Genomic DNA, 22,160 nt, shown 5'->3' with positions numbered 1-22,160 from the left:
TCTTTCATATTTTTCTCCACAAAGAGCTTGCAATTTTTCTTGCTTCGCTGTACAGAACCTCTTTGTCTATGGTAATGTTTTTCCCGTGTTTCACTACGGGTTTACCAGAAACATAGACATCAATCACCTTCAAATTGTCAATAATCCCATAGAAGAAGTGATCACTGAAGTTCTCGCTATTTATAGGGGTAGGCGAATTGTAATCGACAATTATGAAGTCTGCTCTGTATTCAGGCTCTATGAAGCCAAGGTTTATGCCAAATGATCTGGAAGCGATTTCGGCATTACTTTTGAAAAACGTGTTTAGCAAATCTCTTGTGCTGGATACTTTTGGATCTCTTTTCTCATGATGAGGAGTTAAAATAAAGAAACGGATATCATTGGCGATGTTGAACCCGAAACCATCATTTCCGATTCCGACCTTCACTCCTCGCTCTGTAAAATGTGGCCAGAATGTTATTCCAACTCCGTTGTTGATATTTGATTGTGCATTAACTACCACATAAACGTCCCTTTCTTTGATGAGCGCTAACTCATTATCATTGACATGAATACAGTGGGCAAAAATCGAGCCGGGTATCAGGAGCTCATAGTCATAAAAACGCTGCACCACGCGTTTTCCATATCTTGAAAGGCTACTCTCTTCATCCTCCGGTCCTTCTGCAACATGAACATGTATGGGAATCCTGCCTTTTGATGCTTCTGAAACTTTTTTTAGTGTTTCATCGCTAAGGGTAAAACCAGCATGAAGCCCGAAATGAGCTCCTTTGAACTCGTTTCTCCTTTCGAAAAAGCTGACATTTTCAGATATGCCTCTTTCTGCTGCTTTAACTCCATCACGGTCAGAAACTTCGTAACATGTATCTACGCGTAATCCTACATCATTTACCGCCCTTGCAATGGTATTTAATGAACCTGAAATTTCAGCAGGCGATGAGTGATGGTCAATAAGAGATGTAACTCCCGATTCAGAAGATTCAACAGCTGCAATATAAGCGCTCAACTCTATTTCTGGTAAGCTTAATTTTCTATCCAGTCTCCACCAAAGCTGTTCCAGAAGCTCGGTAAAGGAAGAAGGATTGAAGTAATCAAGCGCCATCCCCCTTGCAAAGGCCGAATAAATATGGGTATGGGCATTTATGAACCCTGGCATTAAAAGCCTTCCGTTTCCATCAATAATTTCATCATAATTACCTTCTGGTTCTGTCCCCCCCACATAGTCAAAATTATTGCCTCTTACAACTACATATCCGTGCTTGATAAAATCCTTTCCTGTAAAAACGGACACATTCTTGATAAGCAAGTTAATCCCCCCAATGTATGGGATTTCTCATAATGAACCTTCCCCTTCCTGCGGAAACGGTTACCTCCTTCCCGTCGTAAGCCAATTCTCCTCTCAGAAAAGTCTTTAACACTTTCCCCCTGGCCTTCAGGCCAAGATATGGGGAATATTCGGCTTTTCCGTAAGTCGGTGTTTCTATTGTCCATTCCTTTTCCATATCAGCCACAACAAGATCCGCATCTGTTCCGGGTATTAAAGATCCCTTTTCTGGAAACAGACCCAACGATTTTGCAGGGTTTACGGAGAGTAATCTTATAAGAAGCAAAGGATCAGATATTATGCTCCTTAAAAGCGAAAAGGTAAAACCGAGTGTTGGAATACCGTAGGGAATAGAACCCAAATTTGGAGCGTTTTCCATTTTCTCGCTAACACTGAAAGGGCAATGATCAGTACCTATTGTCTTGATTTTTCCCTCTTTGAGATAATGAATAAGCTTTTCCCTTTCTTCCGTACTTCTCAAAGGCGGGCAAAAACTAAAAAGATAATTATCTTCTCCGATCAATCTTGTATCATCAAGCAAAAGGTATTGTGGACAGGTTTCAATAACGATATTCTTGTACCAGCTGTTTTCTAATCTGCTTAATTCTTCCATCGTTTGACCGCTTGAAAGGTGAACAATATAAATCTGCCCTTCTGCTAATCGAGCAAGCAATGCAACATCAAAAACCGCAACCAACTCGCTTTCACTTGACCTTATTCTGGAAAGATTGTTGATTATCTCGGGAATGTGCTTCGCATTGCTTTTTATAAGCTCATCATCTTCCGCATGAACCAGCACAACATATCCTTTTTTTGATGACTGTCTGAATAATTCATACATAAAGCCCCTGTCAGTGCGCCTGTTGCTGTCTCCATATGCTGTGAATATCTTGACGGATGGAATGCCATTACTGATGGCAAAATTGGCTATATCTTCCGCGGTGAAGCCTTTATTCTTCCCGAGAGTAAGATGCAGTCCAAAGTCGATTTTCGAACTTTTTCCCTGTAAAAGTTTTTCATTTAAGACATCTTCAAAATTATCTTTGGAGTATACAGGCTCGGTGAAATCAAAGAAGGTCGTTACTCCGCCACTCAGAGCGGCATCGGAAGCACTCTCATAATCATCTGCAGAAATGTATTTTCCCAAATCGAGGCTCAAATGGACATGAGGGTCAACAAACCCCGGAAAAACAAATAAGCCAGCACAGTCATAGGACTGTCTGGCTTCAAAAATAACGTCGTTGGGAGTGATGGCCTTTATTTTTCCCTTTGAAACATATACATTGCCCTTTCTTACTGTAAAGCCATCACAAAGGGTTCCACCGATTAAAGAGAGCTCGAAGCTCACGGCCTGCCTCCCATTGTTAATGCCATTACTGCTTTCGCTGTGTGCAATCTGTTTTCGGCTTCATCAATTACCACGGATTGTGGCCCGTCAATTACCTCATTAACTACTTCTCTGCCCCTGTCAGCAGGCAAGGCGTGCATGTATATAGCGTGTCTTTTTGCGAGTTTCATTTTGTCGGGTGTACAGATCCAGTCTTTGTGTTTTCTCGTTTCAGCCATTATCTCTTCTGGATTATCCGAAACGAAGAACCCACCCCAGGATTTGGGGATAACAATATCGGCATCTTCAAAGGCAGCATCCATGTCATGGGATATCTCAAATTTTGTCCCGTTTTCTTCTGCGTTTTTCTTGGCCTGTTCAACAATTTCAGGCATTAAATCGAAGCCTTCGGGATATGCAAGAGTGACATCGAGACCATATCTCGGGAAAAGCAAAATCTGAGATTGAGGAACCGAAAGAGGTTTCAGGTGGCTCTCTGCATATGCCCAGCTGATCCCTACTTTAAGGCCTCTCGTGTTTTGACCGAATTTTTCGCGGATGGTCATCATGTCAGCAAGCACTTGCATGGGATGGTAATAATCGTCTTGAAGGTTGAGTATCGGAACAGAAGAGTGTTTTGCAAGCTCTCTCAGATATGCATTTCCTATTTTATAAGCACAATGTCTAACCGCAATGGCGTGCCCATACCTCGAAAGTATCATCGCAGTATCGCGAGCTACTTCGCCATGAGCTGTTTGCATAACCTTGGGATTCAAAAAATGTGCGTGCCCGCCCAGCTGGGTAATTCCGGCTTCTATGGAATTTCGGGTGCGGGTGGATTCATCAAAGAAAATCATGAAAACCGTCTTATAAAGAAGCCACGGGGTTAGTTCTCCGACAGCGAATTTCCGTTTCAAATCGGAAGAAAGATCCAACATCAAATCGATTTCATCTTTCGAGAATTCCTGTGTCGTTATAAAATGTCGTCCTCTGAGCATACTACTCATTACTACCCCTCCTTATATTAATCCTGAGATAATTTCATTGGAAGATAAGCGTACATAGCAGCGGCTTTGACAAGATGTTCGATAGAGACCTGATCGCTGGGACTGTGAGCGTGAATTTCATTTCCAGGGCCGAAGCCTATTGTTGGTATCTTGTACATCCCGGCTGTGGCAACACCATTGGTTGAAAAAATCCATTTATCAACTACGGGGGCTTCTCCGAATACCTCTTTGTAAGCCTTGACCGTTTTTTGGACGATTTCATGGTCCTCATCCATTACCCATGTTGGGAAATACTTTTTAGTGGGGTATTCCAGACCAGTGTAGGAAGCCCTTCTGTATTCAAGCTCGATAATTTCCGCTTCTTCACCAGCACGTTTTATGGCATCTTCCAATTCAGAAATAACCACTTCACGGGTTTCACCCTTTGTCAACCTTCTATCAAGTTGAATCGTGCACTCGTCGGGAACAGCATTGTGTGAGGGTGACTTGAAAAATATCTGGGTTACAGCGACTGTCCCCTTACCGAGAAAAGAATCGTCCCTGAGCCTATAATTCAGCTTTTCTATTTCCTGAATGATTCTGCTCATTTTGTAAACCGCATTCTCGCCGCGTTCTGGTGCAGAAGCATGGCAGGACAAACCGGTTGTTTTTATTTGGAGCTCTATCCTTCCTCTATGCCCTCTATAAATGTTTAGGTTTGTAGGTTCAGTGATGACTACATAATCGGGTTTGATTCCTTCCTCATTTATTATGTACTGCCAACAAAGACCATCGCAGTCTTCTTCCATTACCGTGCCAGTAACGTAAAGAGTAAAATCGCCCAGCAGTCCGAGTTCCTTCATAACCTTTACACCATAAACCATTGAAGCCATGCCTGCTTTCTGATCGCTTGCTCCCCGTCCATAGATCACTCCATCTTTAACAACAGCTTCAAAGGGATCAACCTCCCAGAGATCAGGATTTCCCACTTCAACAGTATCGATATGGGCATCCATGGCTATAATCTTCTTACCACTCCCAATCCTGCCCAGGATATTTCCCATACCATCGATAATAATCTCATCAAATCCCACTTTTTCCATTTCATGCTTGATTCTTTGAACCACTTCTCTTTCACCTGCTGAATAGCTCTTTGTCCTCACAAGATCTCTCATAAACTCCGTGAGCTTGTCCCTATATTTTTCAGCAGCCTTCAAAATTTCTTTGTTCATGAGATCATTCCTTTCTTTTGATAAGCTATAATTTATTAAATTATACTTTTTTAGCGAAAAATGGCAAAATTTCCAAGTAAGCGGTAAATATGCTCTGTGCCTTCTAATTGCTGCCAATCTTTAATTATCTTATAGATTCATATTTATATGCCTCCGAAATTTTCAACTTGCTGTTCAAGTGTCTTTGAACAAATTGACCGCAGTTGCTGCCTATCTTGTTTTCTTCCAATTCCCCAATGCTCAAAATCACTTGATAGCCAAACTCTTCAAATTTTTCAAGCAAACCCGGGTGGTAAGGGAGAGCTTTTTTCCCTGAATCAACAGCTGATTCAATATTGTTTTCGATTGCCCGATATGTAGGATTTACTGGAGTGATTTTAATCAGGAATATATCAGGGTCGAAAAATTCTCTGATTTTTTCTGCTTCAATTATGTTCTCTTTTCCAAGAGCAAAATTCAGCGTGATTTTCCTGTCACCCTCTTTGTAAAATCTTTTACCATATTCCGCTATATCTTTGAAGTTCCACTTTTTGACCGGGATTATAGCGTCACGTTGCCGATAATCCGTAGAGTGTATAGAAAATTGGAGCTGGAATCGACCTGATGCATAATATTCATTTTTGATCTCAATGAGGCTTTCAAAAAATGCTTCTCTCGCAACAGGCGCGATTGTAGAAATAGATGGAAGTAGTCCGGGCGCAATATATCTTCTAGGAAGCTCCTTCAACACTTCAAGAACTTCATCGTTCAATGCAGGCTCGCCCATTCTCGCAAACTGGATTTTGAACTTCTTTGAAGGAACTTTGAAATCCCCAAACCTCTTGCATACAATATAATCGATTTGTTCCAGCATTTCGCCTGCGGATAATTTTCCTTCATAAAACCCTCCGGCATCACACATGAAACATCCCGCCGGGCAACCGACGAGCGTGGAGATAATGATAACTTCCTTATCTTCTCTCGGAATTGGTGGTTGTACCGATTCAACAAACTCTACCGTATTCCCTTTAGAGGTCTTTCCAAGGAAAACCCATGCGATATCATCTCTCCCGTACTTTTCAAGAATCTGCATGTTTGAGGCCTCCTTCTATCTATTTTTTCTTAAATCAGCGACTATCTCTTGAGCTACTTCAATGCCATCACCAATGGCTATCGACATCTGTCCGAGTTTTCCGCGTCTTACATCTCCCGCCAGATAGACCCTTTTATCGCTTAACAGTTCAGTACTTAGTAATTCCCTGTTTGCTTCTCTGCCAATGCTTATAAGAAGGTTGTCATAGAAACCAGCAAAAAAATGGGTTTTAATAAACAGTTTATCCTCTTTTTCATACACTTTTTCGATGGGGTTGTTTCGCATGACAACTATATTCTCGCTTTTTTCCACCATGTCGAGTAATCGGGGGGAGATATTAAATGTGCTATGTTTGGCAAACAAGGTTATCCTATTTGATTTGGACAGACTCATTGCCGCGTCAAACGCTGCTTCACCTGAACCAGCAATAGCTATTCCCTTTCCTGAAACTCCAAAGAGTTTTAAAGGCTCATACACAACCTTTGAAGAGACTTCGAAGCTCTTTACGCGTTTGGGTTTGGTTCCCGTCGCAATAACGACATACTTTGAACACAAACTTCCAGAAGAGTACCCTATGTTGAAAATATTTTCTTTTTTACTGATAGAGGTTACAAGAGTGTTTATCACTTCTATATCATAATATTTCAGTTTCTCGATAAGTAACTTCACAACTTCTTTACCGCTTAATGGAGGCAAAAGCGGCATGTTTTCCACAAAATTTGCATTTATAACCATTCCACCAATTTTCCCCGATTCCAGCAGCACAAATTCAATCCCCTGATGCTTGAGCTGGATAGCACAGGCTATTCCGGCAGGACCTGCTCCGATTATCGCAACATCGACAAACATCTTTTGACCTCTTCAACGCTTGCGAGAATTGCAAACCCATGTGCCAGAGACATGAGTGAAGAAATGTGCAGCTGATAGTATTTAGATGCTGTTGCATCCATAACTACAACCGGCCCAAATCCCCTTATAAAGGCGGAGCGCACGGTACTGCTAACGCATAAATGCGTCTGCACACCGCAGATATAAAGCTGATCAACTTTAAACTCCCACAATTTTTCTTCCAGCTCTGTTTCATAAAAAGCGTCGTAACTGTTCTTTTTTATTACATGTTTGCCCTCAATAATCAATTCTGTAAGTGGATCATCTTCTTTCATAAGGTTGCCCCACCACTTATGCATCGGACTCTTGGGGATATCGATATGCCGGGTAAAGAAGACAAGTAGATTATTTTCGTGAAAGAACTCAATAAGTGCCTTTATTCTGGGCAGTATTATTAATGAATCTTTAATGAAGGCTTTGGAACTACTGTCAAAGAAATATCTCTGGGCATCAATCACAAGCAAAGCGGGGTTATTTCCGCCAATCAATGGATGCCTTTCCTTATAAAAAGCAAGTATTTTTTCCGGCGATTCAAAAATTCCTTCTGTCATCGTGGTCCACCTCAACATGATTATACAAGCAAATCAAATATCGTGTGAAAAGTAAGTTTTAAAATGTCAATTGGTAGAATTACTGTTGACGGTATGACAATTGGCGGAGCGATGCTTACTTGAAAAACATATGAAGTCTATATTTTTGTAGGTTGTGCGTGTCTGTACAAGCCGAGAAGGCAGCTATACAACGGCACAATTGTTATCGGTTGTTGGTTGTCGGTTGTGTGCGACTTGGTTGCGCACAGCCTGGGCGAAACCCAGCATAACTGTTTTCATTTATTCTCTGGCAACTCGTAACTTGGCACTTGTTTTCTCTGTTCACGGCCTCTCGGTTCTCGATTGCCAGCGATTTACGTACAACCAACAACCTACAACCAATAACCCACAAAGAACCGAGCATATTTTCTTCTCGTTCTCTAGTCTCTCGGCTCCCGCTTTTTCAGTCATTCTGTCTCGCTCACAATCACAAATAAATGTTAAAATCATATTGGAGGTGGAAGAATGACTATTGTTCTGAAAAACATTGATAAACTAATGACAATGAACGATCAGATGCAAGAATTGACCAATGCTTATATTCTCATTGAAGGCAATGTGATAAAAGAAATCGGTACAGGTGACGCGCCTGGGGCAGATTGGCAGATAAATATGGCAGGCAAAGTCGTTCTACCAGGCTTTGTGAATACACATCACCATCTTTACCAGTCCCTGTTTAGAAATGTTCCAGCAGTCTCTTCAGCAAAGCTTTTTGACTGGCTCGTATATCTCTACGAACTCTGGAAAAATATAGACAATGAAGCGGTTTATGTTAGCGCTGCGATAGGCATTTACGAAATGATGAACACAGGAACTACTACTACAACAGACATGCTTTACCTTCATCCAAAGGGAATGAAAGAATTCATTGATTCTGAAATAGAAGCTGCGAAGAGATGTGGCATCAGGTTTCACCCGACACGGGGTTCAATGTCTCTTTCTAAAAAAGACGGTGGGTTGCCACCCGATTCAGTTGTGCAGACAGAAGAAGAAATTCTCGAAGACTCAATCAGGCTAATTGAAAAATACCACGATCCTGAAAAATATGCTATGACACGCATTGCCTTAGCTCCATGTTCTCCCTTTTCAGTTACTGAACAGTCTATGATAAAGACACTTGAATTAGCTGAGAAATACGATGTCCTATTGCATACGCATCTTGCCGAAACCAAAGATGAAGAAGAGTACTGTCTTGAAAAGGTCGGGCTCAGGCCGGTGGACTATATGGAAAAAATAGGCTGGCTTAATCCGCGTACGTGGTTTGCCCATCTCGTTTGGCTATCTGACGAGGATATAAGGAAGCTCGCTGATAACGATTGCGGTATGGCTCATTGCCCCACTTCGAATATGAGGCTTGGCTCAGGCATTGCACCTGTAAAAGAAATGAAAGAAACGGGCATAAGGATAGGGTTAGCTGTTGACGGAAGCGCTTCAAATGATTCAGGAAATATGTTGCTTGAAGCAAGAAATGCCATGATGCTCCAGCGCGTAGTTAAAGGCGCAGATGCGCTAACTCCAAGAGATGTGCTCTACATGGCAACAATGGGAGGCGCAAAAGTTCTGAGGATGGACAATTATATCGGTTCAATAGAAGTAGGTAAAGCAGCAGATATCATAGGCTTTGACCTCAACCAGCTTTCGCTTGCCGGAGGGCTTGCAGACCCGGCCGCTGCGATAATCATGTGCGATGCAGGAAAAGCTGATTTTGTAATGGTAAATGGCGCAGTAAGAATAAAAGATGGACAGATTTTAGATGATGAGCTGAACGAGCTTATCACACGACAAAACCAGATTTCTAAAAAACTTATTGGGTATTGATGTTTGCCAAAGCTGGTAATTTGTGAAGCAGCGCTTACTTGAAAAACAGATATAATCTATATTTGTTGTAGGTTGTAGGTTGTGGGAGGCTGTACAATGGCATAATCGTTGTAGGTTGCGGGACGTCGTCGGACTCTCGGCTCTCGGTCTCTTCGTCTCGGTTCTCGCCCTTCCGCTCTCGATTGTTAGCGCTTTACGTACAACCCACAACCAACAACCCACAACCAACAACCCACAACCAACAACCCACAACCATTATCACTAATTTGCCTCCTGATGATAGATTCGAGATGCCGCCTAAAGTTATTTGACTAAAATTTCCTAAAAATATCTGCTAATGTTATTTGAGCAATTATTTTAAAAAGTCTTCAGAGTTTGTGAAAAAATTGGTCTACGGTTATCACTAATTTAACACAGAATCATGATACCCATACAGGGTTATGGTATAATAACTATGTTCCAAGTTAATTATTTCACAAATTCACAAGAAGGGGGTATGTTATGACCCTGAAATTTCTTTCTGTATTTGTGCTGACTTATTTACTGTGGATAGGTTTCACTATAAGTGTAGCTTTTTCAGAACTCGTGATGGGAGTTGTGGTTGCCTTGATTGTCGCGATTGTTACCGCGCGATATTCAAAGCTCAACATAGGCATTGATTTCCCCATAAGAGCTCTGAAATTTGTTTTCGGGTACCTGCCGGTATTTATCGTAGCAATGGTAAAAGCTAATCTTGATGTAGCCAGACGTGTTCTCAACCCCTCACTGCCAATAAACCCTGCCATTGTTAAAGTACCGGTGAAGTTGAAAGGAGAAATCTCGAAACTGACCCTTGCAAATTCGATAACGTTGACTCCGGGAACGCTCAGTCTTGATCTGGACAAAGAAGGGATTTATGTTCACTGGATAGACAAAAAATCAGATAACCCGGAAGAGATTAAGAAGGCTATAGTAGGCAGTTTTGAGAGAAGGATTGGAGGGATTTTTGAATGACCGCCCTTGTAGTTTTTCTCTCTTTGATAATTCTTGGCGCATTGCTCGCACTGTTACGGATACTGCGCGGCCCTACACTGTCTGATCGGGTGGCAGCGCTTGACATCATGAATGTCATAATCACCGGGGTTATTGTACTCTTCGCGCTTATCGAGGATAATTCTCTTTTCCTTGATATAGCACTTGTTTATGCTGCTCTTTCTTTCCTCGAAACGGTGGTTGTGGCGCGGTATTTGGAGGGGAAAAAATGATTATGGAGATAATTGGTTACACGCTCATAACAATTGGTTCGCTTTTCTACCTCCTCGGCGGGCTTGGGGTGCTTAGAATGCCTGATGTATACAACAGGCTCCAGGCTGGAACAAAAGCAACAACCTTAGGCTCTTTTTCTTTGATACTGGGAGTAGGCTTCGTTCACCCAGAGTGGCTCTTAAAAACAATTGTCATTGTAACATTCATAGCCATTACCAATCCGGTAGGGAGCTCAGCTCTAGCGAGGGCTTCTCTTAAATCCGGTGTAAAGCCTGACCCGAGAACTGATACAGGGGAATACCTTCCGGATGAGGGAGGTGCTGAAAGGTGAGTGTGATTTCTTTTATAATTGGCGCTGTGCTTGTTGTCAGTTCACTTGTGGCAATTGAAGCTAAAAAATTGATAACTTCTGTGGTTATGCTTTCGCTGGCAAGTCTCCTTGCCGTTGTTTCTTTTGTTTTATTGAAAGCTCCGGATGTTGCTATTACTGAAGCGGCAGTTGGCGCGGGGTTGACGACGGCAATATTTTTGCTTACCCTGAAGCGCCTGGGAAGGGGGGAATCCGAATGAAAAAAGCGGTTGCCGCTCTAATTGCCCTTCTGTTCTTTTTTATGTTTGTCAGCATTCTAAATTCGGATTCCAATGAGCTAATGGGCATTCCAAAATTTGGCGAAGTGAATCTATCAGAACGCGTATCTAACAAATACATTTCTAAATCCGTTAGCGATAACTCAGAAGAAGTCGTTTATGGTGAAACGAAAGATGCTGAAAGCGGTTCGGCAAATATGGTAACTTCTGTGGTTGTTAATTACCGCTCTTTTGACACACTTGGCGAAGTAACAGTTCTTTTCCTATCGGCGACGGGCGTAGCAATTCTCATCGGAGGAGGTAAGCGAAAAAAGCTCACCATTTCTATCAACCCGATCGTAAAAATAGCCGCAAGGATTATAGCCACTCTTTTGATAGTTTTCGGGGCATATGTTTTTATTCATGGTCACCTCACGCCTGGAGGTGGATTCCCCGGCGGTACGATAATTGCCGCAAGCGCCTTGTTGATGCTCATTGTGGATGACAAGATGCGTACATCAAAACTGCTAAAAGTTCTTGAAGGCTCAATGGGATTATTATATGTAGTGATAGGCGTTGTAGGTTTGCTCGTTACTGGTTCTTTCCTTCAAAATTTTCTACCTACGGGAACCATAGGCAATCTTTTAAGCGCCGGAATCGTCCCTATAGTCTATTCAATAATTGGTTTGAAAGTAGGAGCGGAACTCTCAGGACTCCTCGATGATTTCTTTGCAGAGGAGGGGGAAAAATGATTCAATACTTTTCAATAATGCTCATAGCTATTGGAATCTATGGGCTGTTATCACAGAAAAATCTCGTTAAACTTGTAGTATCACTTAATATTGCGGAACTCGGTGTCAACATTTTTATCGTTTCGATAGGTTATGTTGCAGAAGGAAATGCTCCTATACTTTCGCCCGTTGTAAACAAGAGCACGATGAATTTTGTTGACCCTCTTCCCCAAGCGCTTGTGTTAACAGCCATCGTTATAGGTGTTGGGGTAACTGCGCTGGCTCTTTCTCTGGTATTAAAAGTAATGGATTCCTACGGGACAATAGAATTAGACGAAATAAGGGGGGATAACGGATGAACCCCATATGGTTGATTGCTTTACCGCTTGGCCTTGCATTTCTCGGCATATTTACCGGGAAATTTTCAAAAGCCTTGCTCTGGATTTCTGCTTTGTCAAACGTGATATTCAGTTTTCTCATTTTCAATGGTAATGGTGTTGAAAGTTATATTATCGGAGGTTGGATTCCCCCATACGGTATCAACCTTGTTGTCAGCGATATGATCCGATTATTCTTGTTGGCCGTAAATATAATCTTTTTGCTTGCGCTAGTTGCAACGTCATCTGAAGTGCTGAAGAAAGGCGAAAAGATGTCTGTCGCTTTTATGCTTTCACTGGCAGCGATAAATGGAATTCTTCTCACGGGAGACCTTTTCAATCTCTTTGTATTCCTTGAAATTTCAGCTATCGCAGCCTATATAATCGCTGCATCAGGAAAGGAAGCAGAGAGCAAGTTTGCCGCGTTTAAATATCTAATACTGGGTTCTATTGCTTCGTCTTTCTATCTTCTTGGTGTGATAGTCATTTACGCCTCGGCAGGAACATTGAATATGGCTGATGCCGCGGCAAAGGTGACATCACTAAATCCCGATGTGTTACTCGTAGCCGGTCTGCTAATGATAGTGGGGCTGGGCGTTGAGACCAAGCTATTTCCTTTCAATGGTTGGGCTCCAGATGTGTACGCAAACGCCTCAGGGAGAGGATCAACAATCCTTGCCTCTGTATTCCCAATAGCAATGGTTTCGGCGTTTATACGGGTAATAGCCTTTGTGGTTAATTCCGGAAAGCTAAATGAGCTAATCATAATCCTGGGCATCACAACAGCTGTCATTGGAGAAATTCTTGCTTTCAGTCAAAAGAGGATGAAAAAAATGCTCGCATATTCGAGCATAGCGCAGGCGGGCATTATCCTAATGATGATCGCTATCGGGAGTTCAAAGGCTTATATAGGCGCTTCTATGCTTCTTTTGAACAACGGGTTTGGAAAACTGTTGCTATTCTCGGTGGCTGCCCAAATTGCTTTGACAGCAGGAAGCGATAAGCTGGAAGATGTTGCTGGTGTTGCGCGTAAATCGCCACTATTGGCATTTTTGTTTGGTACCGGTGCGCTAACAATAGCTGGCATGCCTTTATTCTTTGGCTTCCGTTCCAAACTGTATGTCATATCGGCAACCATGGATAAATCCTTATGGATCCCTGTGGTGATTTTAATTGCAACGGCAATAGAAGTTACTTATTACTTCAGATGGATTTTCAATCTTATAAGGCCAAATGCAAAGCTCAGCGAGAAGAAGTACTCAGTTCCCTTTGGACTTGCATTGGCTGGTCTATTAGCTGTGCTGGTTGTTATAGCCTTTGGCATAATGCCGGAAGCAAATCTTGATTTCTTTAACAGAATTGGTGATTTAACAATCCAGCTCAGCAAGAACTTGATGGGGGGGATGTAAATGGATCTCAGCTTGATGATACTTTTAAGCCTTGTAGCTGCTCCTGTCTTGTATTTTCTGGCAAGATTTAGCAAAAAAACTGCATATGTATTGTTCGCATTGATACAGATATCCTTGTTTGCATACATCTTTTTTCAAAAGGAAAGCGCATACACAACAAGCGTTTTTGAAATCATGGAAGGTTTAAAGTTCAATTTTGGCTTTACCCCCATTAATTGGTATTTTGCATCCATTATAATGCTAATCATCTCAATGACATCAGTTTTCCTTATCTCAATGAACAACAAGACTCCCGTCAAAGTTCTTCTTTTAAGTTTAATGGCTTCAGGAGCCATTGGAGCTACCCTTTCTATGGATTTCCTGACATTAATCGTATTTTGGGAAATCACAACATGGTCATCGCTGGTTTTCATAGCAATAGATCGCGAGAAGTCTTTTGAAGAAGTACTGAAATATGTTTCAATTAGCGCGATCGGAACTTACGCTATGATTTTTGCCCTGTTCTACATTTTGAAGAGCTTTGGAACTGTAAATTATCTCGAAGTGGCCAGCAAACTCGAAATCGCGCCCAATAACACCAAAATTCTTATTTTTGCTCTTTTTGGCGTGATGGTTCTTGCCAAATTGGGATCTTTCCCCTTACATATATGGGTTAGAGGCTCATATTCCACTTCTCCTGACGAATTCCCAATACTGTCCAGCGCGCTTTCGAAAATAGCTGCATATCTTTTGTTCATAATTGTTGCGGTTATTCCTTCAAGCAGTATTTTTAGCTGGCTTCCTTCCATAGCCGGCGTTTCAATTGTAAATTATTTGCTGGCCTGGTTAGGCGGTATTGCAATAATTGTCGGGACAGTCATGGCAATACGCATGGAAGAAGTAAAAGAGTTGATCGCATTTTCAAGTGTGAGCAATGCTGGATATATTGTCCTGGCCCTTGCTCTTGGCGGAACCTATGGAACTATTGGTGGCTTGATGCACGTTCTCAACCATGCTCTTGCTTCTGCGGCTATATTTATGTCCATGGCAGCAGTTGCTTATAGAACGGGAACTACCAAGATGCATGAGCTGGGTGGACTTATAACAAGAATGCCGGTTTCTTTTGCCACGTATCTTGTCGCTATAATTTCTCTTGCTGGTATACCACCCATGAGCGGATTCGCTTCAAAATGGCTCATATACCAGCAATTAGTCAAAGATGGTCTTCCATTTCTAGCTTTTGCCGCGTTCTTTGGTAGCATAGGCTCTTTTATGTATGTGTTCAAACCCCTCACCGGCGTATTCCTTGGGCAATTGAAGCCCGAGCACAAAAATGTAAAAGAAGCACCTTTTATAATGCTTCTGCCTATGGGTATTTTGACCTTGCTCACCATATTCTGGGGCGTATTGCCGAGTAATGCCATTGCTTATATAAACAGGTTAATAAGTTACACAGGTGGTAAAGAAATACAGCTGACCTTCTCAAAGATTTTCGCTTTGACTGGTCAGTGGGATTCAGTATTGGTTACAACCGTTTTCTTTGTGGGCTTTATCATTGCTTTCATAGTCTTCATTTTAGGCAAGAAAGCAAAGCAGGTTGATTTGATGGACACATATACAGGTGGTGAATACATATACACCGCTGAGCTGTATCACTTTGTTTACAGGATGTATAGATCTTTTGACAGGATGTTTCAAGAATGGCCCTCAATGGAGAATTGGCTTACCTCGCTGTCATACAAAATAAAGGAGCTTGGAGCGTTGTTAAGAACATTATTTTATCCAAAGTATCCGCAAGGATATATCGCAGTCAGCCTTTTAACTTTGCTCATAGCCTTCTGGTGGTTGAGGTGATGTGAATGTCTATACTTAAAGGTGCAGCATTACTCATATTGGCATTTTTCTATACAGTTACTCTCGAAGGGATTGCAAGGAAAATAACCGCACGTATTCAAAGAAGGTATGGTCCTCCCTTCTGGCAGAACTTTATCGATATTTTCAAAGCTCTTACAAAGCATTCGATTTCACATGGATTTATCTTTGATTTCGGAGTTTTGATGGCCTTTGGTGGAACTATTGCAACTGTCCTGTTTATCCCGGCAGGCAATTTGGTTGTTTTTCCTGGTCTGGATAACGTTTTCGTGGTTATCTATCTGCTAGCAATCGGGTTGCTTGGCATGGCAATGTCTTCGGTCGGATCCGGTAATCCCAATGCTGGTATAGGTATTGGCCGTGCGTTAACCCAGATGCTTGGTTATGAATTGCCCTTTATGATTGTGCTTGTGGGTGTGTTTTTCCAGTACAAGAATTCATCCTTATCCGACCTTGTGAATATTCAAATAGAATCCGGGCAATACAATGCCTGGTTAATGCCGCTTGGGGCAGTGGTTGCTTTCATTTCATTGCTGGGTATGTTGGGAAAGAAGCCTTTCGACGTGTTCATAGCGCCTGCTGAAATAGCTTCCGGCCCTTTAGTTGAATACAGCGGAAAATACCTCGGCATGCTTTTAATTCAGCACTCATTTGCCGTGTTTATTGAAATCGGCTTATTTGTAAATCTCTTTCTTGGAGGTGGAAGAACCATCTGGGAATTTTTGGTGAAGTTTTTTGCCGTGTTCTTCCTTGCCGTTATCATTTCGTCAATAATGCCTCGTTTTAGAGTTGAACAAGCCGTGAAATTTTACTGGAAATGGCCATTGATATTGTCTTTTGTCCAAACAATAATCGTTATCGTGTCAGCAGGGAGGTGAATTGAATGACGAAACAGCAATCAGCCTGGGAAAAAGTCGCCAATATGCTTAGAGCCAGATCACTATGGATGCTTTATTACTGTACTGGCTGTGGTGCTATTGAGCTTCCACCGACTATGACATCAAGATTCGATATGGAGCGCTTTGGAATCGGCCCGATGGCTACACCCAGGCAAGCGGATATCCTTCTGATAACAGGTTATTTGAGCACCAAAACACTGAGAAGGGTTGTTTATACATACGAGCAAATGCAAGCACCAAAGTATATAGTGGGCTTTGGTTCATGCACCCTGAACGGCGGTATTTACTACGACTCATACGCGACTATCAATAAATTGGATCTTTATATCCCGGTCGACCTGTATCTCGCGGGTTGTATGCCCAGACCCGAAGCAATAGTTACAGGATTCAAAAAACTCATGGAGAAGATTGACAAAGGCGAAGCTGATGGATGGAAAAGATACCAGGAGAACTATGAATGGTACAAGAAAAATCAGCTTGATGCTCTTGGGGAGGTGTACATCCACGATGAATTCCATGAATAAGAAGATATTCAATGAAATAAAGGCAATCTTTAAAAATATTGAGTTCACTGATATCGACGAGAGGAAGTATTCGGTAATTATTCCAAAAGAAAAGGCGGTGTCTTTCCTTGAAACGCTAAAAAGGAAAGGATTCTCCCATATGTCTCTGATAACATGCATTGACTGGATTGCCGAAAAAGAATTCGAAATTGTGTACACACTGTTCAACTGGGAAACCGGAACCACTCTCATGGTAAAGACCCGTGTTGATCGAGATAACCCCATTTTGCCAACGGTTATGGAAATTTGGCCTACGGCGAAATATTACGAGAGGGATATTCATGAATTCTTCGGTGTCAAATTCGAAGGCAATCCTGACCTTAGACCCCTGATCCTTGAAAAATGGGAAGAAATACCCCCAATGAGAAAAGATTTTGATTCTGCTAAATATTCGAAGGAGCATTTCCCCGACAGAGCTTATGATGTTGATTTTCTGTTAGAAGGAAGTGAGAGTAATGAGTAAAGAAGTAAAACTATTTCTGGGTCCCAATCATCCAGGAATGCACGGAAATTCAAGCGTTCACCTGTATGTTGAAGGTGACACAGTGGTAAAAGCCAGATTGGTTCCTGGATTTTTGCATAGAGGCTTTGAAAAGCTCATGGAAAAGCGCCTGTGGTTCCAAAACCTTGCGTTGATTCCCCGAATATGTGTTCCTGAGCCCGATATCAACGAGATGGTATTTGCAATGGCTATTGAATCTTTAACCAAAACTGAGATCCCCGAAAGGGCTCACTGGATAAGGATGATAATTCTCGAACTTGCCAGAATCGCTTCACACCTGATGGCCATGGGAGGTATAGGAGGAGCAACCGGTCTTTATACTATGCCTTACTGGACAATGCCTGATAGGGACAGAATTTTGGATATATTTGAAAAGATCACCGGCGCAAGAATATATCACATGTACATAATTCCCGGAGGAGTAAGAAAAGATCTTCCCGGGGGTATTGAAAAGGAAATACTCGCAGTCCTCGATTATCTCGAAAGTAGAAAGCCTGAATACGAAAATCTTCTCCTTAAACACAGAGTGATAAGAACAAGAACAAAAGGAATCGCAAAATTGACGAAAGAAGAAGCCCTTGAAATGGGAGTTACCGGCGTTGGTTTGAGGGCAACAGGTCTTCCGTACGATATAAGGAAGATAGATCCCTATGCCAGATATGATAAAGTCGAATTCTCAGTGCCTACTGCAACTGAAGGTGATGCGTACGCGAGATTCACGCTTAAATACCTTGAAGTCCAGCAGAGTATCAATATTATTAGGCAATGTATTGACATGATGCCAAAAGAAGGTCCCGTAAATATCAAGTTCACGCGAGGTAGCGCTTTGAGATTGCGCGTTCCGGCAGGAAGTATTTATTGCCATGTTGAATCATCAAGAGGTGAATATGGTTACTTCGTTGTTTCAGATGGCGGAGAGATGCCATATCGAATCCATGTGCGCGGCGCTTCTTACCCTCAGGGGCTTTATGGTGTTGAAAGCAAACTTCCGGGAACAAGGCTTGAAGATGTGGCGCTCTGGCTGGGTACTATGGACTTCTGTTCGCCGGAAATCGACAGGTGAGGAGGCGGTATCATGAGCGTATATGAAACATTCAAAAAGTCATTTTGGGGACCTACAATAGCCTGGAAGAGGCTTTTCACAAAACCCGTTACCATACAGGTGCCCAGGGTTTATAGAGAAGCTTCAGAAAGGTATAGAGGCTTTCATGTGAATGATTGGGAGCTTTGTTCCGGATGTTCTACCTGTTCAAAGGTCTGTCCAACCGATGCAATAAAGATGGTGCCTGTTGATATCGAAGTGGAATCTGGAAAAAAAGCCCAAAGGCCTGCCATTGACTATGGAAGATGTTCCTTCTGCGCCATGTGTGTTGATATCTGTACAACAGGCTCTTTAAATATGACAAGGGAATATATACATATTTCTGATGATGCCAACACCTTCTTTTTCTTGCCAGATGAAACAGGAATTCATCATCAGGAAGTTCCTCTGGGGTATCAACGTGATGAAGCTTCTGAACTACTTGATCTCGAACGTGTTGAGATGGAAGAGCTCCCGGCAGATGAGAGGGTTGACTCTTTTATTGAGTATGTGAAAGGCTATTCAAGGGAACAGGCAATTGCCGAAGCCTCACGCTGTGTGGACTGTGAACTGTGCGTGGATGTGTGCCCTGCAAACATGGATATCCCGAGATACATTGAGAGTGTCTTTAAAAATGATACTTCAGAAGGTGTAGAGTGGATATACAAAACCAACCCTTTACCTGGAGTATGCGGACGCGTATGCACCCATAAATGTGAGACAGCCTGTTCCATTGGCAACAGGGGCGAACCAGTGGCCATCAGATGGCTCAAACGGTACATTATGGATCAGGAAAGCGTAGAAGATATTATTAAGCATTCCAAAGAAAATATTTCTAAAAAGGGCAAAGGCAAAATTGCAATCATCGGTGCAGGACCCTCTGGTCTTTCTGCTTCCTATTATCTCTCGCTTATGGGTTATAAAGTAACAATATTTGAAGCAAAGGAATTGCCCGGTGGTGTCATGAGATATGGTATTCCCCGTTACAGACTCCCCGATGAAGCTCTTGACAAAGACATTGACGTTATTAAAGCTCTTGGAGTTGAAATCAAATGTAATACAACCGTTGGTAAGGATATAACTCTTACCGAACTCAAGAATAAGTATGACGCTGTTTTTCTTGGGACTGGGTTTATGCTTGGCAGGTCGACAAAAGTTCCGGGTACGGATCACGAAGATGTGCTTATGGCTCTTCCACTCCTTGAAAAAATCCGTGATTATTTACGTGACCCAGAGAATTCCGAAAAGCCACCGGTACCTGATAGTCTGATAGTAATTGGCGGCGGAAATGTTGCAATGGATGTGGCAAGAAGCATAGCAAGGCTTCAGCGCATGGAAGGCAAAAAAGTTAATGTCAAAGTGACTTCTCTTGAATCCATGGAAGAGCTCCCTGCTGATCTTGAAGAAATTGTTGAGGGAAGAGAAGAAGGTATACAATTTTTCCCATCAAGAGGCCCAAAAGAAGTCATAATAGAAAATGAAAAAATAAAGGGATTAAAAACCATTGCCTGTACGAGAGTCTTTGATGACGATGGACGTTTCAGCCCTGAATTCGATGAATCCGATGTTATGACTATTGATGGCGAAATGATTGTAGAAGCCATAGGGCAAGCTCCCGATTATTCTTATTTGCCAAATGAATTGAGGGAAAAGCTCGAGTTTGTCAGGGGAAGGCTAATGGTAAACGAGAAAGGCCAGACATCAATTCCCTGGCTCTTCGCAGGCGGAGATATCGTAAATGGGCCTGATATAATTCACGGTGTGGCAGATGGCCACAAAGCAGCTGTTGGGATTGATGAATTCCTCACTCGCGAGGAGGGGTAGAATGGAAAAAATTCGTAAAATCTTAGAAGTTGCGCTCAATTTTGAAAAGTCCGGTCAGGATTTTTACAGAATGAACATGGAAAAAGTAAATCAAAAGCTCGCAAAGGAAATTTTCAAATACTTGATGAACATGGAAGCATCACATGTGAAGTATATCCAATCTCTAATTGATGAGCTGAAAGACGGAAAGCCCCTTTTACAACTGCAAGATTATAGCGACGAAATGTTTGAAAAGAGGTTACAGTCACAGGCGCTTTCTGAAAGTACATACAAAAGCGATTTGGCTGATTTATCAATATTCAGAATGGCATATCTAATTGAAAAAGACTTTGTGGAATATTATGAAAAGGCCGCTGAAAAAGTTGAAGATGAGTCATCAAAAGCACTTTTTATAACTTTGCGTGATTGGGAGAAAAGGCACGCTGAGATGATAAAATCTCTCATGGAAAAAATCTTTGAAAAACATTCTCTTGACTTAGGTTTTTATGGATAATCTTCTTTGAAATTGCAAGGCGCGCCGTAAGGCGCGCTTTTTTTGTGCATCAGTTGTGTTAATATATACCTATATTCTGTTTCTTATATCTCTTAGGAGTGGTCAAATTGTTCATAGCTCTTATTCCCGCGCTTTTTTTTGGATGGTCCTTAGGAGCAAATGATGCGTCAAATGTTTTCGGGACAGCTGTAACTAACGGAATTGTCAAATTCAGGATTGCAACAATTATTTCTGCCGTTTTTATAATAATTGGAGCTCTTATCGATGGTCCAAGAGGACTCGAAACAATAAGCAGCTTGAGTTCACAAACACTTCTTTCTGCAGCTATTGCGTCTTTATCTGCTGCAGCAACTGTTACTCTGATGACCTGGCTGGGACTGCCTGTTTCATCTTCGCAGGCTATGGTCGGTTCAATTCTCGGGATAGGGATTTTGAAAGCCAATGTTCAATGGCATATTTTGGTTAAGGTTGTACTTGCCTGGCTTGGAACTCCGATTGGTGGAATTATCTTCGGTTTTTTGGGATACAAAGTTTTTGCCCGTTATTTCAACAGGATTCGTTCGCTTCGTGTTCAAGATTTGACAATAAAAGTTGCTGCTATCATAATTGGGGCATATGGTTCATATGCTCTGGGTGGAAATAACGTTGCAAACGTTACTGGTATTTTCGCAGGCATAATCCCGGTAGAATTGGCTGCACTGATTGGTGGTATTAGTATAGCTTTTGGAGTACTTACATTCAGTAAAAGAGTAATGCTTACCGTGGGAAAAGAAATCGTGGCTCTTGACTCCTTTTCAGCTGTCATAGCTGTATTTGGCGAATCAGTCACTGTGTGGATTTATGCCTTAATTGGGGTGCCGGTTTCAACTTCCCAGGCGATAGTGGGTGCGGTAATTGGCGCGGGACTTGCAAGAGGTTCTGTAAACGTAAATGCGAAAACCATAAAAAGGATAGTTCTTGGCTGGCTTGAAACACCTCTCGTGTCAGGTATCCTTGCAATATTACTCTTTTCGATTGCACGTCTGTTTATAAGGTGAGCAAACAAAAACTAACCGACGCAAAAGACATTCACGCCGGCTGTCCTGAACAGGGGGTAAGGAACGCAATTTCTGTATATTTACTTTTTGTGTATATATGGCATCTATATTGTAACACACAAATGGAATATTTATCAACACCAATATAAATAAGCAAACTATTAACTATTAAAGAAAACCATTTCACAACACTCCTTTTTAATTGCTTCTTCTGATTTTACTGTGATATCATCTGTCATAAGATCTAAAATGCTTATGTTCAGGTGTATGTGGTCAAATAAAATTGACCCCCCAGGGCCATAGAAAATTGACCCGTTACCCCCCGGAAAAAAGACCTTCTTGAGCGA

24 protein-coding genes are annotated in these 22,160 nt (G+C 41.9%); 16 read left to right on the top strand and 8 right to left on the bottom strand.

Features of this window, described 5'->3' with window-relative positions:
* Positions 1 to 4: 4 nt before the first annotated feature.
* The 7 genes from AT15_RS08705 to AT15_RS08675 all read right to left on the bottom strand — a co-directional run bounded on the left by AT15_RS08705 (position 5) and on the right by AT15_RS08675 (position 7,377).
* Complete coding sequence (locus tag AT15_RS08705) at positions 5 to 1,303, bottom strand: amidohydrolase family protein (protein WP_068348515.1); 1,299 nt, start codon at positions 1,301 to 1,303, stop codon at positions 5 to 7.
* Position 1,304: 1 nt separating this feature from the next.
* The gene (locus tag AT15_RS08700) at positions 1,305 to 2,669 is read right to left on the bottom strand and encodes a dihydroorotase (protein WP_068348512.1); all 1,365 of its coding nucleotides are present in this window, start codon (positions 2,667 to 2,669) and stop codon (positions 1,305 to 1,307) included.
* Positions 2,666 to 3,655, bottom strand: coding sequence for an ornithine carbamoyltransferase (locus AT15_RS08695; RefSeq protein ID WP_068348510.1), 990 nt, complete (start codon positions 3,653 to 3,655; stop codon positions 2,666 to 2,668). The genes AT15_RS08700 and AT15_RS08695 overlap by 4 nt, the downstream gene beginning before the upstream one ends.
* Before the next feature lie 17 nt (positions 3,656 to 3,672).
* Complete coding sequence (locus tag AT15_RS08690) at positions 3,673 to 4,866, bottom strand: YgeY family selenium metabolism-linked hydrolase (RefSeq protein WP_068348659.1); 1,194 nt, start codon at positions 4,864 to 4,866, stop codon at positions 3,673 to 3,675.
* A 124-nt stretch (positions 4,867 to 4,990) separates the two neighbouring features.
* Entirely contained in the window at positions 4,991 to 5,938 is a 948-nt protein-coding gene (locus AT15_RS08685) for a radical SAM family protein (RefSeq protein WP_068348507.1), read from the bottom strand.
* Positions 5,939 to 5,953: 15 nt separating this feature from the next.
* Positions 5,954 to 6,787, bottom strand: a complete 834-nt coding sequence (locus tag AT15_RS08680) for an NAD(P)/FAD-dependent oxidoreductase (protein ID WP_068348503.1) — start codon at positions 6,785 to 6,787, stop codon at positions 5,954 to 5,956.
* Entirely contained in the window at positions 6,766 to 7,377 is a 612-nt protein-coding gene (locus tag AT15_RS08675; RefSeq protein WP_161484670.1) for a cysteine hydrolase, read from the bottom strand. Before AT15_RS08675 ends, AT15_RS08680 begins: the two co-directional genes overlap by 22 nt.
* A 504-nt stretch (positions 7,378 to 7,881) precedes the next feature.
* Here AT15_RS08675 and AT15_RS08670 point away from each other — a divergent pair.
* From AT15_RS08670 to AT15_RS08595, 16 genes are all read left to right on the top strand, one after another.
* Positions 7,882 to 9,234 (top strand): 8-oxoguanine deaminase, encoded by a 1,353-nt coding sequence (locus tag AT15_RS08670; RefSeq protein ID WP_068348500.1) that lies wholly within the window; start codon positions 7,882 to 7,884, stop codon positions 9,232 to 9,234.
* 501 nt (positions 9,235 to 9,735) lie between these two features.
* Positions 9,736 to 10,227 carry a Na+/H+ antiporter subunit E gene (locus AT15_RS08665; protein WP_068348497.1) on the top strand — a complete coding sequence of 164 codons (492 nt, stop codon included), beginning with the start codon at positions 9,736 to 9,738 and terminating at the stop codon, positions 10,225 to 10,227.
* Positions 10,224 to 10,478 (top strand): monovalent cation/H+ antiporter complex subunit F, encoded by a 255-nt coding sequence (locus AT15_RS08660; protein ID WP_068348495.1) that lies wholly within the window; start codon positions 10,224 to 10,226, stop codon positions 10,476 to 10,478. Before AT15_RS08665 ends, AT15_RS08660 begins: the two co-directional genes overlap by 4 nt.
* A gap of 2 nt (positions 10,479 to 10,480) precedes the next feature.
* A complete protein-coding gene (gene mnhG / locus AT15_RS08655; protein WP_068348653.1) occupies positions 10,481 to 10,810 on the top strand; it encodes a monovalent cation/H(+) antiporter subunit G in 330 nt (109 codons plus the stop codon).
* Positions 10,807 to 11,049, top strand: a complete 243-nt coding sequence (locus tag AT15_RS08650) for a hydrogenase subunit MbhD domain-containing protein (RefSeq protein WP_068348492.1) — start codon at positions 10,807 to 10,809, stop codon at positions 11,047 to 11,049. Before mnhG ends, AT15_RS08650 begins: the two co-directional genes overlap by 4 nt.
* Entirely contained in the window at positions 11,046 to 11,798 is a 753-nt protein-coding gene (gene mbhE / locus AT15_RS08645; protein ID WP_068348490.1) for a hydrogen gas-evolving membrane-bound hydrogenase subunit E, read from the top strand. The genes AT15_RS08650 and mbhE overlap by 4 nt, the downstream gene beginning before the upstream one ends.
* Positions 11,795 to 12,136, top strand: a complete 342-nt coding sequence (locus AT15_RS08640) for a sodium:proton antiporter (protein ID WP_068348487.1) — start codon at positions 11,795 to 11,797, stop codon at positions 12,134 to 12,136. The genes mbhE and AT15_RS08640 overlap by 4 nt, the downstream gene beginning before the upstream one ends.
* The gene (locus AT15_RS08635) at positions 12,133 to 13,563 is read left to right on the top strand and encodes a complex I subunit 5 family protein (protein ID WP_068348484.1); all 1,431 of its coding nucleotides are present in this window, start codon (positions 12,133 to 12,135) and stop codon (positions 13,561 to 13,563) included. The genes AT15_RS08640 and AT15_RS08635 overlap by 4 nt, the downstream gene beginning before the upstream one ends.
* Positions 13,564 to 15,396 (top strand): proton-conducting transporter transmembrane domain-containing protein, encoded by a 1,833-nt coding sequence (locus AT15_RS08630; protein WP_068348481.1) that lies wholly within the window; start codon positions 13,564 to 13,566, stop codon positions 15,394 to 15,396. It abuts the gene before it with no gap.
* A 5-nt stretch (positions 15,397 to 15,401) separates the two neighbouring features.
* Positions 15,402 to 16,292, top strand: coding sequence for a respiratory chain complex I subunit 1 family protein (locus AT15_RS08625; protein WP_068348477.1), 891 nt, complete (start codon positions 15,402 to 15,404; stop codon positions 16,290 to 16,292).
* 5 nt (positions 16,293 to 16,297) lie between these two features.
* Positions 16,298 to 16,837, top strand: a complete 540-nt coding sequence (locus tag AT15_RS08620) for a NuoB/complex I 20 kDa subunit family protein (RefSeq protein ID WP_068348474.1) — start codon at positions 16,298 to 16,300, stop codon at positions 16,835 to 16,837.
* Positions 16,821 to 17,339: an NADH-quinone oxidoreductase subunit C gene (locus AT15_RS08615; protein WP_068348471.1), complete on the top strand. Its 519-nt coding sequence runs from the start codon at positions 16,821 to 16,823 to the stop codon at positions 17,337 to 17,339. The genes AT15_RS08620 and AT15_RS08615 overlap by 17 nt, the downstream gene beginning before the upstream one ends.
* Positions 17,332 to 18,441: an NADH-quinone oxidoreductase subunit D gene (locus AT15_RS08610; protein WP_068348469.1), complete on the top strand. Its 1,110-nt coding sequence runs from the start codon at positions 17,332 to 17,334 to the stop codon at positions 18,439 to 18,441. Before AT15_RS08615 ends, AT15_RS08610 begins: the two co-directional genes overlap by 8 nt.
* 12 nt (positions 18,442 to 18,453) lie before the next feature.
* Positions 18,454 to 20,283, top strand: coding sequence for an FAD-dependent oxidoreductase (locus AT15_RS08605; protein WP_068348466.1), 1,830 nt, complete (start codon positions 18,454 to 18,456; stop codon positions 20,281 to 20,283).
* Position 20,284: 1 nt separating this feature from the next.
* Positions 20,285 to 20,776: a ferritin family protein gene (locus AT15_RS08600; protein ID WP_068348464.1), complete on the top strand. Its 492-nt coding sequence runs from the start codon at positions 20,285 to 20,287 to the stop codon at positions 20,774 to 20,776.
* Between the two features lie 107 nt (positions 20,777 to 20,883).
* Positions 20,884 to 21,813, top strand: coding sequence for an inorganic phosphate transporter (locus AT15_RS08595; RefSeq protein WP_068348461.1), 930 nt, complete (start codon positions 20,884 to 20,886; stop codon positions 21,811 to 21,813).
* A gap of 161 nt (positions 21,814 to 21,974) precedes the next feature.
* Here AT15_RS08595 and AT15_RS10435 read toward each other — a convergent pair.
* On the bottom strand, positions 21,975 to 22,160 hold a 186-nt coding region (locus AT15_RS10435), incomplete at its 5' end, for a hypothetical protein (protein WP_235598544.1).

Origin of the sequence: Kosmotoga arenicorallina S304, from assembly GCF_001636545.1 — a bacterium.
Lineage (GTDB): Bacteria > Thermotogota > Thermotogae > Petrotogales > Kosmotogaceae > Kosmotoga_B > Kosmotoga_B arenicorallina.
Note: the sequence above shows the minus strand (reverse complement) of the source record. Positions and strands in the feature narration are given on the sequence as shown.